Annotated in this window: 11 protein-coding genes and 1 pseudogene; 4 read left to right on the forward strand and 8 right to left on the reverse strand. The window is 66.5% G+C overall.

From position 1 onward, the window contains the following. Positions 1-15: 15 nt before the first annotated feature. From nirD to ACODS9_RS07460, 3 genes are all read right to left on the reverse strand, one after another. Positions 16-378 carry a nitrite reductase small subunit NirD gene (gene nirD, locus ACODS9_RS07450; RefSeq protein WP_489093610.1) on the reverse strand — a complete coding sequence of 121 codons (363 nt, stop codon included), beginning with the start codon at positions 376-378 and terminating at the stop codon, positions 16-18. Then, entirely contained in the window at positions 378-2,930 is a 2,553-nt protein-coding gene (nirB, locus tag ACODS9_RS07455; protein ID WP_489093611.1) for a nitrite reductase large subunit NirB, read from the reverse strand. Before nirB ends, nirD begins: the two co-directional genes overlap by 1 nt. A gap of 273 nt (positions 2,931-3,203) precedes the next feature. Continuing rightward, complete coding sequence (locus tag ACODS9_RS07460; RefSeq protein WP_489093612.1) at positions 3,204-7,178, reverse strand: bifunctional nitrate reductase/sulfite reductase flavoprotein subunit alpha; 3,975 nt, start codon at positions 7,176-7,178, stop codon at positions 3,204-3,206. Between the two features lie 290 nt (positions 7,179-7,468). Between ACODS9_RS07460 and ACODS9_RS07465 the strand changes: the two genes are divergently transcribed. From ACODS9_RS07465 to ACODS9_RS07475, 3 genes are all read left to right on the forward strand, one after another. Further along, on the forward strand, positions 7,469-7,672 hold the full coding sequence (locus tag ACODS9_RS07465) for a ParD-like family protein (RefSeq protein WP_046856862.1): 204 nt from the start codon (positions 7,469-7,471) through the stop codon (positions 7,670-7,672). Further along, the gene (gene map / locus ACODS9_RS07470; RefSeq protein WP_489093613.1) at positions 7,669-8,481 is read left to right on the forward strand and encodes a type I methionyl aminopeptidase; all 813 of its coding nucleotides are present in this window, start codon (positions 7,669-7,671) and stop codon (positions 8,479-8,481) included. The genes ACODS9_RS07465 and map overlap by 4 nt, the downstream gene beginning before the upstream one ends. Positions 8,482-8,560: 79 nt before the next feature. Next, positions 8,561-9,667, forward strand: a complete 1,107-nt coding sequence (locus tag ACODS9_RS07475) for an NADH:flavin oxidoreductase/NADH oxidase (protein WP_401104460.1) — start codon at positions 8,561-8,563, stop codon at positions 9,665-9,667. Positions 9,668-9,751: 84 nt separating this feature from the next. Here ACODS9_RS07475 and ACODS9_RS07480 read toward each other — a convergent pair whose 3' ends face one another. The 5 genes and pseudogenes from ACODS9_RS07480 to ydcS form a co-directional block, all read right to left on the reverse strand. Beyond that, the gene (locus ACODS9_RS07480) at positions 9,752-11,176 is read right to left on the reverse strand and encodes a gamma-aminobutyraldehyde dehydrogenase (protein ID WP_489093614.1); all 1,425 of its coding nucleotides are present in this window, start codon (positions 11,174-11,176) and stop codon (positions 9,752-9,754) included. A 17-nt stretch (positions 11,177-11,193) separates the two neighbouring features. Beyond that, complete coding sequence (locus tag ACODS9_RS07485; protein ID WP_046856858.1) at positions 11,194-12,000, reverse strand: ABC transporter permease; 807 nt, start codon at positions 11,998-12,000, stop codon at positions 11,194-11,196. Then, positions 11,990-12,931 (reverse strand): ABC transporter permease, encoded by a 942-nt coding sequence (locus tag ACODS9_RS07490; protein WP_489093615.1) that lies wholly within the window; start codon positions 12,929-12,931, stop codon positions 11,990-11,992. Before ACODS9_RS07490 ends, ACODS9_RS07485 begins: the two co-directional genes overlap by 11 nt. After that, positions 12,928-13,959, reverse strand: coding sequence for an ABC transporter ATP-binding protein (locus ACODS9_RS07495; protein WP_489093616.1), 1,032 nt, complete (start codon positions 13,957-13,959; stop codon positions 12,928-12,930). The genes ACODS9_RS07490 and ACODS9_RS07495 overlap by 4 nt, the downstream gene beginning before the upstream one ends. Before the next feature lie 26 nt (positions 13,960-13,985). After that, positions 13,986-15,110 (reverse strand): annotated as a pseudogene (ydcS, locus tag ACODS9_RS07500) (putative ABC transporter substrate-binding protein YdcS); the annotation flags it as partial. 241 nt (positions 15,111-15,351) lie between these two features. Between ydcS and ACODS9_RS07505 the strand changes: the two are divergent. Then, a complete protein-coding gene (locus ACODS9_RS07505; RefSeq protein WP_046857895.1) occupies positions 15,352-16,041 on the forward strand; it encodes a tellurite resistance TerB family protein in 690 nt (229 codons plus the stop codon). Position 16,042 lies beyond the last annotated feature (1 nt).

The raw sequence follows: 16,042 nt of genomic DNA on the forward strand, positions 1-16,042 counted from the left end.
TGCTCCGTGCGAGCATCAGCTACGGGCAAGTTCGACTTCGGCGCCGCGCAGGCGCGCCGTCCACACCCGCAAGACCTGTGTCGGGTCCTCCAGGCAGCGCCCGTCGTGCAGGCAAAAATGCTGCTTGTACAGCGGCGCCGCGACTACCAGTTCGCCCTGCAGGCTGGCCAGCAGCCCGCGTCCGATGATATTGGCGCCGGAGCGCGGATCGCGGTTTTCCAGCGCGTAGACCTGTCGATCCCGCCCCGGCAGGTAGAACAGCGCGACCTGCTCGCCTTTATGCCACACCACCACCCCGGAGTCGGCGACCAGGTCACTGGCCTGGCACACCGCCTGCCAGCGGGTTTCACTTGCTACAGCCGTGTTGGACAGGTTCATCACATTGTCTCCTCATGGGTGGGAATCAGCTGCAGGGGCGCCGCCGGCCGGCGTTGGCCGCGCTCGCGCACGAAGTGCACATCCGGATCGGCGCGTTGGTCATTGACGAAGGTGCGGAAGCGCTTGAGCTTTTCCGGATCGCCCAAGGCGTTGGCCCATTCGCATTCGTAGCGGTCGACCACCTGCTGCATCTGCGTCTCGAGTTCGCGGGCCAGGCCCAGGCTGTCGTTGATCACCACCTGCTTGAGGTAGTCGAGCCCGCCTTCGAGGCCCTCGCGCCACACCGAGGTGCGCTGCAGTTTGTCGGCGGTGCGGATGTAGAACATCAGCACGCGGTCGATCAGGCGCACCAGGGTCTCGTCGTCCAGGTCGGTGGCGAACAGTTCGGCGTGGCGCGGGCGCATGCCACCGTTGCCGCACACGTACAGGTTCCAGCCCTTGTCGGTGGCGATCACGCCGATGTCCTTGCTTTGCGCCTCGGCGCATTCGCGAGTGCAGCCAGACACCGCGAACTTGAGCTTGTGCGGCGCGCGCAGGCCCTTGTAGCGGTCCTCCAGGCGCAAGGCCATGGCCACGCTGTCCTGCACGCCATAGCGGCACCAGGTGCTGCCGACGCAGGACTTCACCGTGCGCGTCGACTTGCCGTAGGCGTGCCCGGTCTCGAAGCCGGCGGCGATCAGCTCGCCCCAGATCAGCGGCAGCTCGTGCAACTGGGCACCGAACAGGTCGATGCGCTGGCCGCCGGTGATCTTGGTATAGAGGTCGTACTTCTTTGCCACCTGGCCGATCACGATGAGTTTTTCCGGGGTGATCTCGCCGCCGGGAATGCGCGGCACCACCGAGTAGGTGCCGTTCTTCTGCATGTTAGCCATGAAGGTGTCGTTGGTGTCCTGCAGCGGCACCAGCGCCGGGTCCATGATCGGCTGGTTCCAGCACGAGGCGAGGATGTTGCCCACCGCCGGCTTGCAGATGGCGCACCCCACGTGGCCTTTGCCATGGCGTTCGAGCAGCTCGCTGAAGGTGCGGATGCCCTCCACCCGCACCAGCCCGTAAAGCTCCTGGCGGGTGTAGGCGAAGTGTTCGCACAGGCTCTTGTCGACGGTCACGCCGCGGGCAGTCAGTTCGTGCTCGAACACTTGCTTGAGCAGCGCCGCGCAACCGCCGCAACCGCTGGCCGCCCTGGTGCAGGACTTGACGGCGGCGAGGTCGCTGCAGCCACTGTCGATGGCGGCGCACACCGCGCCCTTGCTGACGTTGTGGCACGAGCAGATGGTTGCGCTGTCGGGCAAGGCATCGGCGCCCAGCGCCGGTGCGCCGCTGCCCTGGGGCAGAATCAGCGCGGCCGGGTCGGCCGGTAGCTTGATGCCGTTCTGGGCGTATTGCAGCAGGGTGTCGTAGTAGCTGTTGTCACCCACCAATACCGCGCCAAGCACACGCTTGCCGCTGGCATCGACCACCAGGCGCCGGTATGAAGCGGTGGCTTCGTCGATGAAGCGGTAGCTGCGCGCGCCCGGCGTGACGCCCTGGGCATCGCCGATGGAGCCGACGTCCACCCCCAGCAGCTTGAGCTTGGTCGACATGTCGGCGCCGCTGAATTCGCCCGCCGACTCGCCCATCACCAGGGCAGCCAGGTTACGCGCCATGGCGTAGCCCGGGGCGACCAGGCCGAACACACTGCCGTTCCACGAAGCGCATTCGCCAATGGCGAAGATGCGTGGGTCGCTGGAGCGGCACTGACTGTCGATCACCACGCCGCCGCGAGGGGCGATCTCCAGGCCGCAGGCGCGGCCCAGGGCATCCTGCGGGCGAATGCCGGCGGAGAACACGATCAGGTCGGTTTCCAGGTGTTCGCCGCCATCGAAGTTCATGCGGTAGCGGTAGTGTTCGCCAGCGCTGATCGACTGGGTGGCGCGGGCCAGGTGCACGCCCACGCCCAACGCCTCGATGCGCGCCTTGAGCGCCGCGCCGCCCTCGCCATCCAGCTGGACCGGCATCAGGCGCGGCGCGAACTCCACCACATGCGCTTGTAGGCCTAGCGACTTGAGGGCGTTGGCGGCTTCGAGGCCGAGCAGGCCGCCGCCGACCACCACCCCACGACGAGCGCTCCCGGCGGCGGCGCGGATCGCATCGAGGTCTTCGAGGGTGCGATAGACCAGGCGCGCATTGCCGCTGGACCCTTCGATGGGCGGCACGAACGGGTAGGAGCCGGTGGCCAGGATCAACTGGTCATAGCCGAGGCGGCCTTCGGCGGTGATCACTTCCTGGCGTTCGCGATCGATGTCCAGTACCGCCTCGCCCAGGTGCAGGTGCACGCCATTGCTCGCATAGTAGTCGCGGTCGCACAGGGCCAGGGTTTCGGCGCAACTGCCAGTGAAGTATTCCGAGAGGTGCACCCGGTCGTAGGCGCGCTGACGCTCCTCGGCGAATACGTGCAGTTCGAAGCGCGCCAAGGCGCCGCGCTCGATCAGTTGCTCGACGCAGTGATGGCCGACCATGCCATTGCCGACGATGACCAGTCGCGCTCGTTGTGCTTCGTTCGCTGTTGCCTGCATAGCCGATCCTCGATCACGGAAAAACGAAAAAGGCGCCTGGAGCCGAAGCTCCAGGCGCCTTTGCCTGTACTCATCAGTGTGAGGCCCCTGTCGACCGCCGTTGGTCGTTGGGGCTGTTGTGCATCGGTTGAAGCAGGGAATGTGCCAGGCTTCCGGTCATCGCGGGGCAAGCCCGCTCCCACGAGGGTTGCAGCGTGCCACGAGACCTTTGGGTATGAGTTGGCCAGGTGATGCGGTCGCACAAACAGGGTGCAGCCTCACCACCGTGGTGCATCAATACACATCTCGCCGGTAGCGCTTGTCCCGCGCCAACCCCTCGACGTACGCCGCTGCCATGGTCTTGTCCAGGCCACCATGTTCCGCCACGAGCTGGCGCAAGGCCGCGTCCACGTCCCGGGCCATAAACCGGGCATCGCCACAGACATACACATGCGCGCCGTCCTGCAACCAGCGCCACAGCTCGGCGCCGTGCTCCAGCAGGCGGTGCTGCACATAGACCTTTTGCGGCTGGTCACGCGAGAACGCGGTGCTCAGACGCACATGCCCGCTGGCCTCCCAGGCCTGCAGTTGTTCGCGGTAATAGAAGTCGCAGGCGGCATGCTGTTCGCCGAAGAACAGCCAGTTGCGCCCCTTGGCCGCACGTATCTCGCGCTCTTCAAGGAAGGCGCGGAAGGGGGCGATACCGGTACCAGGGCCGATCATGACGATGGGCACACCGTCGTCCTCGGGCAGGCGGAAGTGTTTCGATGGCTGGGCAAATATCCCGACCTCCAGCGCCGTTGCCCGGTCCGCGAGGAAGCTCGAACAGACGCCCTTGCGCTCGCCATGGCGCACGATGGACACGGTCAGGTGCACCTGGCCGGGATGAGCCCGGGGGCTGGAGCTGATCGAGTACAGGCGCGGCTGCAAGGGTTTGAGCAGCGACAACCAGTTGCCCAGCGGCAAGGCCTGGGGGTGTTCGCGCAGCACGTCGGCCAGCTGGTGGCCCCACAGCCATTCCTTGAGTTCGTCCTTGCATTCTGGCAGCAGCAGGCGTTGCAGGTCGGGAGCGTGCTGGCTGAAGGTTTCGAGCTGCTGGCGGCTGACCTGGGTGATGTCCAGGTGCCGCTCCAGCGCGGTTCGCAGGGGCATTGGTGCATGGCCCTTGAGTTCGATCTCGGTTTGGCCTTCCAGCTGCATCAGCGTGAGCAGTTCGTCGACCAGATCCGGGCAATTGCGCGGCCATACGCCCAGGGCATCGCCAGGTTGATAGCGCAGGTCGCTACCGGACAGGTCGAAAACCAGTTGGCGAGTCTCCTTGGTTGAACCGGGCCCGCTGAGCAGGCTGTTCTCCCGCAAGGTGGCAGGCCAGGGCTGATGTTTGCCGTGGGCGGCGACCGGCGCGGCAGGGGCTACCGGGCCACCGCCAAGCTCGGACAACAGGGCATCGAGCCAGGCGCCGAAGGCCGCTTCGCAATCCGGCTCGCAGTCGACCCGGTCCAGCAGGCGCCGGGCGCCCAGGTCGGCCAGGCGTTGGTCGAGCTTGCGGCCGAAGCCGCAGAACTGGTCGTAGCTTGAATCGCCCAGGGCCAGCACGGCGTAAGGGAGGGTGGCGCAACTGGCGCCTTCGTCGTCCTGCAGCGCCCGCCAGAACGCGGTGCCGCTGTCCGGCGCATCGCCGTCGCCGAAGGTGCTGGCGATCAGCAGCAGGCTGGCGGCGCCTCGCAGTTGGGATGGGCGCACCGCCTCCATGCAACTGAGCGCGACCACCAGCCCCGCGTCGCGCAGGCGTTGGGCGCAGCGTTCGGCGAGTTGCTCGCCATTGCCGGTCTGTGAGGCCCACAGCACATGGTGACGAGGGCTTTCCAGCGCTGCTTGCGGCGCCGGCGCGGGCCGGGCGAACAGGCCGGCCAGCAGGCCGTCGACGAACAGGCGTCGTTCCGGCGCCAGGGGCGCACCGGGCGGCAGGCAAGGCACGTTCTCGGTGCTGGCCTGGCTCAGGCCGAGCAGGAAACCTTGCAGGTAATGGCGCTCTTCCTCGGCCAGGACCGGAGCCGGCAAAGCCTCCAGGCCGAGCAGGCGGGACAGGGTGGCGGTGGGCATGGCGATGGGCTCCGGGGGAAGCGTCAGTTCGAGGGCTTCGATGCGCTCGCCGGCGACCCGCTCCAGGGCCACGGCACAATGCTTGAAGGCCGGCTGCAGCGAGGTCGGGTCCACCGCGTCGCAGGTCACCGCGTTGATTGCCAGTTGCTCGCCGTACAGATCGTTCCAGTGAAACGGGGCGAAACAGTTGCCTGGCAGCACCCGCTCGCTGAGCCGCGCCGGCAGCACGGCCTGGCCACGGCGCGAGCGGATCGCCACCTGGTCCTTGGGCGCGATACCCAGGCGCTGGGCATCGTCGGGATGGATCTCGACGAAGGGGCCGGGCTCCAGCTTGTTCAGGCTGGGTACCTGGCCGGTCTTGGTCAGCGTGTGCCACTGGTGCTGGACGCGGCCGGTGTTGAGCACAAAAGGGAAGGCATCGTCGGGCAGCTCCGCCGGCGGCAGCCAGGGGCGGGCGAAGAATCGGGCCTTGCCGGTGGGCGTCGGAAACACCGGCGTCTGTGGGGCGTCTGGCGCGATATAGCGCAGCGGGCTGCGAGTGTCCTTGCGCCCCGGCGCGCTTGGCCACTGCCGCGGGCCCTGGCGCAGGTCGGTATAGTTGATGCCGCGCAGGTCGTAACCGGTGTCGGGGTTGTGGAAGCGGCGGATCTCATCGAACACAGCTTCGGCGTCGGGGTAGTCGAAGGCGTGCGCATAACCCAGGGCACAGGCGATGCGCGCGATCAGGCGCCAATCCTCGAGGCTTTCGCCGGGCGCCTCGACGGCGCGGGGCATCAAGGTCAGGTTGCGCTCGCTGTTGATCATCACCCCCTCGCCCTCGGCCCACAGTGCCGCCGGCAGCAGGATGTCGGCGTAGCGGTTGGTCTCGGTGTCGAGGAAGGCGTCCTGGCTGATCACCAGTTGTGCCTGGCGCAGGCCGTCGATCACCTGCTGGCGGTTGGCGACGCTGGCCACCGGGTTGCTGCAGATGATCCAGCAGGCTTTCACCTCGCCAAGCTTGAGTTGCTCGAACAGTGCCACGGTGCCTTCGCCCCCTTCACTGCGCAGGGTGCCGGGGGGCAGTTGCCATTGCGCTTCGACGAAGGCGCGGTCGGCCGCCACCTGCGCCGAACGCTGGCCCGGCAGGCCCGGCCCCATGTAACCCATCTCGCGGCCGCCCATGGCATTGGGTTGGCCGGTCAGCGAGAACGGCCCGCTGCCGGGGCGGCAGATGGCGCCGGTGGCCAGGTGCAGGTTGCACAGGGCATTGCTGTGCCAGGTACCGTGGATGCTCTGGTTCAGGCCCATGGTCCAGCAGCTCATCCATTCGCCCGCCTCGCCGATCAGGCGGGCGGCTTCGCGGATATCGGCCTCGGCCAGCCCGGTGATGGCCGCGACGCGTGCGGGGGTGTAGTCCTCGAGAAACGCCGGCAGTGCCTCCCAGCCTTCGGTGTGGCGGGCGATGAAATCCGCGTCGGTATGGCCATTGGCGTGCAGCAGGTGCAGCAGGCCATTGAGCAGGGCCAGGTCGGTACCCGGGCGCAGTTGCAGGAACAGGTCGGCCTTGTCGGCAGTGGCGCTGCGCCGAGGGTCGACGACGATCAGCCTGGCGCCGGCCTTGAGCCGGTCGAGCAAGCGCAGGAACAGGATCGGGTGGCAGTCGGCCATGTTCGCGCCGATCACCAGGAACACCTCGGCGCGCTCGAAATCCTGGTAGCTGCCGGGTGGGCCGTCGGCGCCCAGCGATTGCTTGTAGCCGCTGCCGGCACTGGCCATGCACAGGCGTGAGTTGGACTCGATATGGCGGGTGCGGATGAAACCCTTGGCCAGCTTGTTGGCCAGGTACTGGGCCTCCAGCGACATCTGCCCGGAGACATAGAGGGCCACGGCGTCGGCGCCATGGGTATCGATGATCGTGCGCAGGCGCCTGGCCGTCTCGGCGATGGCGGTGTCCAGCGGGCGACGGGCTGGTTGCTGGCTGCGCTGGTCACGAACGAACGCATGAGCCATGCGTCCGGCCTCCAGCGGCACATGGGCGGTCAACCCCTTGGTGCACAGGCGCCCGAAGTTGCTGGGGTGTTGTTTGTCACCGCTGACCTTGACGATATTGCCTTCGCTCACGTGCATGACGATGCCGCATCCGACCCCGCAATACGGGCAAACACTGCGCACTTCACTGCCGCTCATCACCATCTCCTGCTGACGAAACGACAAAGGCGCCGGCTGCCCGGCCTGCAAGTGGCAAGCGGGGCAACACGGCGCCTTCGTCGTGGAGGGAGGACCATCGGCGTTGATGGTCTCGATGCCTTGCCGGCAGCAAATCCCGGGCCATATCACGGCGGGGCGCGCCGCTGCGCTGTGAGTGGGCTCGCCCGGAGAGGGGCGCGCACCGATATGGGGAGCGGTGCACCAGTGGATGGCGCCGGCCGACTTATGGATATATGATTCGCATACGTTTCATATATAGGTAACCGCACATGGGCATCGTCAAGATCGCCGACGACCTCCACGAAGACCTGCGCGTGGCCAGCGCCGCGCTGTCGCGCTCGATCAACGCCCAGGCCGAGCACTGGATCCGCATCGGCATGCTGGCCGAGTTGCACCCGCAGGCCACCTACCAGGAACTGCTGCGCCAGTTGCTGCGCCAGGAACAGGCCAATCTCAAGGAGCTGCTGCAATGAGCAAGGTCATCCTCAAGGACCCCACCCAGCTCGAATTGATGCGCCGTGCCGGCCAGTTGCTGGCCCGGGTATTCGCCGACCTCGACGGTTTCATCCGCCCCGGCGTAACTACCATGCAGATCAACGACCGCGCCGAGGCCTTCATCGTCCAGACCCTCAAGGCGCGGCCGGCGAGCAAGGGCCAGTATGGTTTTCCCTTTGCCCTGAACACCTCGGTGGACCATGTGGTCTGCCATGGCATGCCCAAGGCCGACGAGGTGCTGAAGGAGGGTTCGATCGTCAACGTCGACATCACCCTGGAGCAGGGCGGCTATATCGCCGATTCGTCGAAGATGTACAGCATCGGCCAGATCGGCGAAGAGGCCCGGCGGCTGGTGGACACCACCTATGCCGCGCTGTGGAAGGGTATCGAGCAGGTGCGCCCCGGCGCGACCCTCGGTGACATCGGCCACGCCATCCAGGCCCATGCCGAGGCCGCCGGCTACAGCGTGGTGCGCGAATATTGCGGGCACGGCATCGGCACGCAGATGCACGAGGCGCCGGAGGTGCTGCACTACGGCCAGCGTGGCACGGGCATGAAGCTGCAACCAGGGATGGTGTTCACCATCGAGCCGATGATCAACCAGGGAGGGCGCGGGACCCGCGGTTTGCGCGATGGCTGGACGGTGATTACCCGTGACCGGAGCCTGTCGGCGCAATGGGAGCACACCGTGGCGGTGACGCAGAGCGGCGTCGAAGTGCTGACCTTGCGCGAGGAGGAACGCGTGGCGCAGAGCGATGGGCGAACGCCCCTCGGAGCCATGGTCTAGGCTGAAACCTACCGGTACCGGCCCACGCCCCACTACAAATGCCGGCCCGGCAACCATTGGAGTCCCTGGGAGGTGCGCCATGAGCCTGCTGCTCGAACCCTACACCCTGCGTCAGCTGACCCTGCCCAACCGTATCGCCGTTTCCCCCATGTGTCAGTACTCCGCCGTCGACGGGCTGGCCAATGACTGGCACCTGGTGCACCTGGGCAGCCGCGCTGTCGGTGGCGCCGGCCTGGTGATCAGTGAAGCGGTCGCTGTCACCGCCGATGGGCGCATCACTGCAGAAGACCTCGGCCTGTGGCACGACGAGCAGATCCCCGCGCTGCAGCGCATCACCCGCTTCATCACTGCCCAGGGCGCCGTCCCCGGCATCCAGCTGGCCCACGCCGGACGCAAGGCCAGCACCCACAGGCCGTGGCTGGGCAAGCACGGCAGCGTCAAGCTCGAAGACGGCGGCTGGCAGCCGGTAGGGCCCTCCAGGATTGCCTTCGACCCCGAGCATACCGTCCCCCATGAACTGAGCAAGGACGAGATCCAGCAGGTCGTCGGCGCGTTCGTCGCCGCCACCGAGCGGGCCTTGAAGGCCGGCTTCAAGGTGGTCGAGATCCATGCCGCCCACGGCTACCTGCTGCACCAGTTCCTCTCGCCGCTGAGCAACCAGCGCCGCGACGAGTACGGCAGCTGCTTTGAAAACCGTATCCGCCTGACCCTGCAGGTCGTCGAGGCGGTGCGCCAGGCCTGGCCACAGGAACTGCCGCTGTTGGTACGGGTGTCGGCCACTGACTGGGTCGAGGATGGCTGGAACCCGGACGAGACCGTGGAGCTGGCCCGCCGGCTGCGCGCCCTGGGCGTCGACCTGATCGACGTCTCGTCGGGAGGGACCTCGGTCAACGCAGAGATCCCCACCGGCCCCGGCTACCAGACCCGTTTCGCCGAGCGGGTGCGCAAGGAGTCAGAGATCGCCACCGGCACCGTCGGCATGATCACCGAGCCGGCCCAGGCCGAGCATATCCTGCGTACCGGCCAGGCCGATGTGATCTTCCTCGCCCGCGAACTGTTGCGCGACCCTTACTGGCCCTTGCACGCTGACGACGACCTGGGCGGCAACAAGGCGACCTGGCCGGCGCAATACCAACGCGCGACAAGCCGGGCCAACCCGATCCACGAATCGGACTTGCGCGACTGACTCAGCTGCAGGCGGTTTGGCGGATATCGCGGTGCGTTGCAACAAAAGCCGGTGGGTGTTTTGCCCCCACCGGCTGGTTGTGGCTCAGTGCTTGAACATCACATGGCGCACACAGGTGTAGTCCTCCAGCCCGTACATCGACATGTCCTTGCCATAGCCGGAATGTTTTTGCCCGCCGTGCGGCATCTCGCTGACCAGCATGAAATGCGTGTTGACCCAGGTGCAGCCATATTGCAGCCGTGCGGCGAGGCGGTGGGCGCGTCCGCTGTCACGGGTCCACACCGACGAGGCCAGGCCATACTCCGAGTCGTTGGCCCATTCCAGCGCCTGGGCTTCATCGCTGAAGCGGGTGACCGACACCACCGGGCCGAACACCTCGTGGCGGACGATTTCGTCGTCCTGCAGCGCATCGGCCAGCACGGTCGGGGCGAAGAAGAAGCCATCACCGGGCAGTGCCTTGCCACCGGTGACCAGGCGGATGTGCGGCTGGGCGATGGCACGGTTCACCAGGCCGGCGACCTTGTCGCGATGCTGGGCGCTGATCAACGGGCCGAGTTCGGTGTCGGCCGCCTGCTGCGGGCCTGGCTTGATGCTCGCCACCGCCGCGCCCAAGCGTTCGACGAAGCGTTCGTAGATGCCGTCCTGTACGTACAGCCGGCAGGCGGCGGTGCAGTCCTGCCCGGCGTTGTAGAAGCCGAAGGTGCGGATGCCGTCGATGGCCGCGTCGAGGTCGGCATCGTCGAATACCAGCACCGGCGCCTTGCCGCCCAATTCCATGTGCATGCGCTTCACGCTGTCGGCGGTGGCGCCAATGATGTGCGCGCCGGTAGGGATGGAGCCGGTCAGCGACACCATGCGCACCTTGGCATGGGTGACCAATGGGTTGCCGACGGTCTGGCCACGGCCGAAAAGGATATTGAGCACGCCAGCCGGCAGCAGCTCACGAACCAGTTCGCCAAGGCGCAGGGCCGTCAGCGGGGTCAACTCCGACGGCTTGATGACCACGGTGTTGCCGGCAGCCAACGCCGGGGCGATCTTCCAGGCCAGCATCATCAGCGGGTAGTTCCACGGCGCGATGGAGGCGACCACGCCCAGCGGGTCGCGGCGGATCATCGAGGTGTGCCCGGGCAGGTACTCGCCCGCCGCCAGGCCACCCAGGCAGCGTGCCGCCCCAGCGAAGTAGCGGAACACGTCGGCAATGGCCGGGATCTCGTCGCCGAGCGCCGCGGCATAGGGCTTGCCGCAGTTGTCCGACTCCAGCCGGGCCAGTTCCTCGGCGTGGCGTTCGATGACCTCGGCAATCGCCAGCAATGCGCTGGCGCGTTCCTTCGGGGTGGTCTGCGACCAGTGCTGGAAGGCTTGGTCGGCGGCGCGCACGGCGGTGTCGACCTGAGCTTCGGTGGCTTCGTTGATCTGCGCCAGGGCACTGCCCTTGGCTGGGTCGAGCACGGTCCAGGCCGGGCCTTCGCCGTTCACCAGGTGACCGTTGATCAGCATTCGGGTTTGCATGGGGGACTCCTCCAGGGTCATTTGCCTGCGCCGGCGACACTTTCTCCACCGCGGGTAAGGTAATAGGCACCGAGTATCGGCAGCATGGTCACCAGCATCACCAGCATGGCGACCACGTTGGTCACCGGCACGTCACGCGGGCGGCTGAGCTGGTTCAGCAGCCAGATCGGCAGGGTGCGCTGGTTGCCGGCGGTGAATGTGGTGACGATGATTTCGTCGAAGGACAGGGCGAACGCCAGCATGCCGCCGGCCAGCAGCGCCGAGCCCAGGTTGGGCAGGATGATGTAGCGGAACGTCTGCCAGCCATCGGCGCCCAGGTCCATGGACGCCTCGATCAGGCTCGCCGAGGTGCGTCGCAGACGGGCGATGACGTTGTTGTAGACGATCACCACGCAGAAGGTCGCATGCCCGACGACGATGCTGAACAACCCCGGCTCCACACCCAGGCGCTTGAACGCCGAGAGCAAGGCGATGCCGGTGATGATGCCGGGCAGGGCGATGGGCAGGATCAGCATCAGCGAGATGGCGTCCTTGCCGAAGAAGCTGCGCCGGTACAGCGCCGCCGCGGCCAGGGTGCCAAGCACCAGGGCGATCAGGGTGGCCAGGCAGGCCACCTGCAGTGACAGCTTGATCGCCTCGAGCACGTCGGGGCGGGCGAGGGTCACGCCGAACCATTTCAGGGTGAAGCCCCTGGGCGGGAAGCTGAACGCCGCGTCCTCGGTATTGAAGGCGTAGAGCAGGATGATCAGGATCGGGAAGTGCAGGAACAGCAACCCGCCCCATGCCGCCAGGCGCAGCCCGGTCGAGGCTTTTTCAGAGTGCATCGAAGGCCCCCAGGCGTTTGACGATGGACAGGTAAACGGCGATCAGCATGATCGGCACCAGGGTGAAGGCCGCGGCCATGGGCATGTTGCCGATGGCGCCTTGCTGGGCGTAGACCATGCTGCCGATGAAGTAGCCGGGCGGGCCGACCAGTTGCGGCACGATGAAGTCGCCCAGGGTGAGCGAGAAGGTGAAGATCGAGCCGGCGGCGATGCCGGGGATCGACAGCGGCAGTATCACCTGGAGCAAGGTCTGCCCCGGCGTGGCGCCAAGATCCGCCGAGGCATGCAGCAGCGATGGCGGCAGACGCTCCAGCGCGGCCTGGATCGGCAGGATCATGAACGGCAGCCAGATGTACACGAACACCAGGAAACGGCCCAGGTGCGAAGTCGACAGGGTGCTGCCGCCGACCCCCGGGATTTGCAGCACCACCTGCAGCAGGGCCTCCAGGTGCAACTGCTGGATGAACCATTGGGCGACGCCGCCCTTGGCCAGCAGCAGGGTCCAGGCGTAGGTCTTGACGATGTAGCTGGCCCACATCGGCATCATCACGGCGATATAGAAAAATGCCTTGGTGCGCCCGCTGGTGTAGCGCGCCATGTAGTAGGCGATGGGAAATGCCAGCACGGCACTGGCCAGCGACACCGCGAGAGCCATGCACAAGGTGCGCAGGATGATGTCGAAGTTGGCCGGGTTGAACAGCGCCGCGAAATTGCCCAGGGTCAGCTCGGGCGTCACCGCCATGGTGAAGTCGTCGAAGGTATAGAAACCCTGCCATAACAGGTTGAGCAAAGAGCCCAGGTAGATTGCGCCGAACCACAACAGCGGCGGGATCAGCAGCATCAGCAGGTACAGGTTGGGGCGCCGGTACAACAGGTCGCTGATGCGCCGCAGCGCCGAGCTGCCGGCCGCGCGCTTCACGGCAAGGCTCATGGCTGGGTTTCCCGGAGCACCGTCATCGCCTCACGTGGCCAACTGGCTTGTACGCGCTGGCCGGTCTGCCAGGGCTGTGCCTGTGCCTGTGCCTGCCAGCGGTCGTTGGCCTGGCTCACCGCGAGCAGTTGGCCGCTGTCCAGCCTCACCTCCAGGCGCGTGGCGCTGCCTTGATACTGGATGTCGTGCAGCACGCCGCCGACCTGCACCTCGCCGCTGGCGGGCTGGCCGTCCAGGCGGATGTGCTCGGGGCGAATGGAGAACGGGGCTGCGATGCCGCTGAGCTGTTGCGCCAGTTCGCCACGCACCACGTTGGAGGTGCCGACGAACTCGGCGACGAAGGTGGTTGCCGGCTGCATGTACAGGTTGCGGGGTGAGTCGACCTGCTCGATGCGCCCGCGGTTGAACACCGCCACCCGGTCGGACATCGACAGCGCCTCGGTCTGGTCGTGGGTGACGAAGATGAAGGTGATGCCCAGTTGGCGTTGCAGCTTTTTCAGCTCGCCCTGCATCTGCTCGCGCAGCTTGAGGTCCAGGGCCCCAAGGGGCTCGTCGAGCAGCAGCACCCGCGGCCGGTTGACCAGGGCGCGGGCCAGGGCCACGCGCTGGCGCTGACCGCCGGACAATTGCGCCGGCTTGCGTTCGCCATAGCCGTCAAGCGCGACCATGGCCAGGGCCTCGGCGGCGCGGGCATGGCGTTCGGCCTTGGCCACGCCTTTGACTTTCAGGCCATAGGCGACGTTGTCGCGCACGTTCATGTGCGGGAACAGCGCGTAGTCCTGGAACACCGTGTTGACGTCGCGCTGGTACGGCGGCAGGCCAGCCGCCTCGCTGCCGTGAATACGGATCGAGCCGCTGCTGGGTTGCTCGAAGCCGGCGATCAGGCGCAGGCAGGTGGTCTTGCCCGAGCCCGAGGGGCCGAGCATGGAGAAAAACTCGCCGTCCTCGATGTCGATGCTGATCTGGTCGACGGCCTTGACCTCGCCGAAGGTACGGGAAACCTGGGTGAACTGGACTGCTGGGGGCATACCGGGGCTCCACTTGGGTTACTGCTGATCGCGATGTAGTCCTGGGTCCAGCGGCTGTACGGCACGAACTTGCCGCCCTCGGCCTGCGGGGTCTTCCAGAAGGCGATCTTGTCGAAATTGTCGAAGCCGTTGGTCTTGCAGCCCTCGTCCCCCAGCAGCGCGTTGCCGGTGCAGGCCGCCGGCACCGCCGGCAACGAGCCGAACCATGCCGCCACATCGCCTTGCACCTTGGGTTGCAGCGACCAGTCCATCCACTTGTAGGCGCAATTGGGGTGCTTGGCCTCGCTGTGCAGCATGGTGGTGTCGGCCCAGCCGGTGGCGCCTTCCTTCGGTACCACCGAGGCCACCGGCTGCTTGTCGGCCTTCAGGCCGTTGACCATGTAGCCCCAGGAGCTGGTGGCCACCACGCCTTCGTTCTTCACGTCGCTCATCTGTACGGTCGCGTCGTGCCAGTAGCGGTGGATCAACGGCTGTTGCTGGCGCAGGAGGTCGAGCACCGCCTTGTACTGCGCCTCGTTCAGTTCATAAGGGTTCTGGATCCCCAGTTCGGGCTTGGCGGCCTTGAGGTAGAGCGCCGCGTCGGCGATGTAGATAGGCCCATCGTACGCCTGCACGCGGCCCTTGTTAGGCTTGCCGTCCGGCAGGTCCTGCGGCTCGAACACCACGCTCCAGCTGCTCGGCGGCTGCTTGAACACGTCGGTGTTGTACAGCAGCACGTTCGGCCCCCACTGGTAGGGTGTGCCGTAGACCTGGTCCTTGACCACGTACCAGGCGCCGTTGCGCAGGCGCGGGTCGAGGTTTTTCCAGTTGGGGATCAACGCGGTGTTGATCGGCTGCACGCGCTTGCCGGCGATCAGCCGCAGCGAGGCATCACCCGAGGCGGTCACCAGGTCGTAGCCACCCTTGGTCATCAGGCTGACCATTTCGTCGGAGGTGGCGGCGGTCTTGACGCTGACCTTGCAGCCGGTCTCCTTCTCGAAGCCGCTGACCCAGTCATAGGCCTTGTCGCTTTCACCGCGCTCGATGTAGCCGGGCCAGGCGACGATATCCAGCTGGCCTTCACCGGCACCGAGCTGCTGGGGCAGCCCGGCGGCCTGGGCGCCGGCAGTGGCCAGCAGGGCACCGAGCAAAAGGGTCTTGTGCACTGACATGGTGTTCCCTCTTTTTTGGAAGTTGTGGTCGGGGGCAGACGTCAAGCAAAGCAGTGGAGCGCATGTGCGCGGCGCAGGGCAGCCATGCGGCGGACTGCCTGGAAGTTTCAGCGACTGAATCGAGTCTAGATCGCTTTTATCGATCGTTGATGCAACATCTGGAAGCATTTGCATGGGTGGCGAAACCCGTGCGCCGTCCTACTCTGGTGGCCTCTTTTTCGTACCCGTGGAGGCACGTCAGATGAACACCCGTGGTCTGCTCGATCAACTGCTCAAGTCCGGCCAGGAACTGCTCGGCAACCAGGCTGGCAAAGGCGCGGGGCCCAAGCCCGGGGGCAGTGGCGGCCTCGGCAGCCTGCTCTCCGGTGCCGGTGGCGGCGCGCTGGCGGCCGGCGCCATGGGCTTGCTGCTGGGCAACAAGAAGGCCCGCAAGTACGGTGGCAAGGCACTCACCTACGGCGGCCTGGCCGCGCTCGGGGTGCTGGCCTACAAGGCCTATGGCAACTGGCAGGCCCGCCAGGGCGCCGGCGATCAGCAGCCACAGACGCTGGATCGCCTGCCCCCGGCCCAGGTTGAGCAGCACAGCCAGGCCGTGTTGCGGGCGCTGGTGGCGGCAGCCAAATCCGACGGCCATATCGATGACCGTGAGCGGGCCCTGATCGAAGGCGAGTTCACTCGTCTGGACAGCGATCGTGAGTTGCAGCACTGGCTGCACGCCGAACTGAACAAGCCGCTGGATCCGGCCGAAGTGGCCCGCGCCGCGCAGACGCCGGAAATGGCTGCGGAGATGTACCTGGCCAGCGTGATGATGGTCGACCAGGAGAACTTCATGGAGCGCGCCTACCTCGACGAACTGGCGCGCCAGCTGCGCCTGGACCCTGCCTTGCGCCTGGAGTTGGAGAACCAGGTCAGGCTTGCCGCGGATCAATGAG

The sequence above is a fragment of the Pseudomonas sp. FG36 genome (assembly GCF_057809275.1).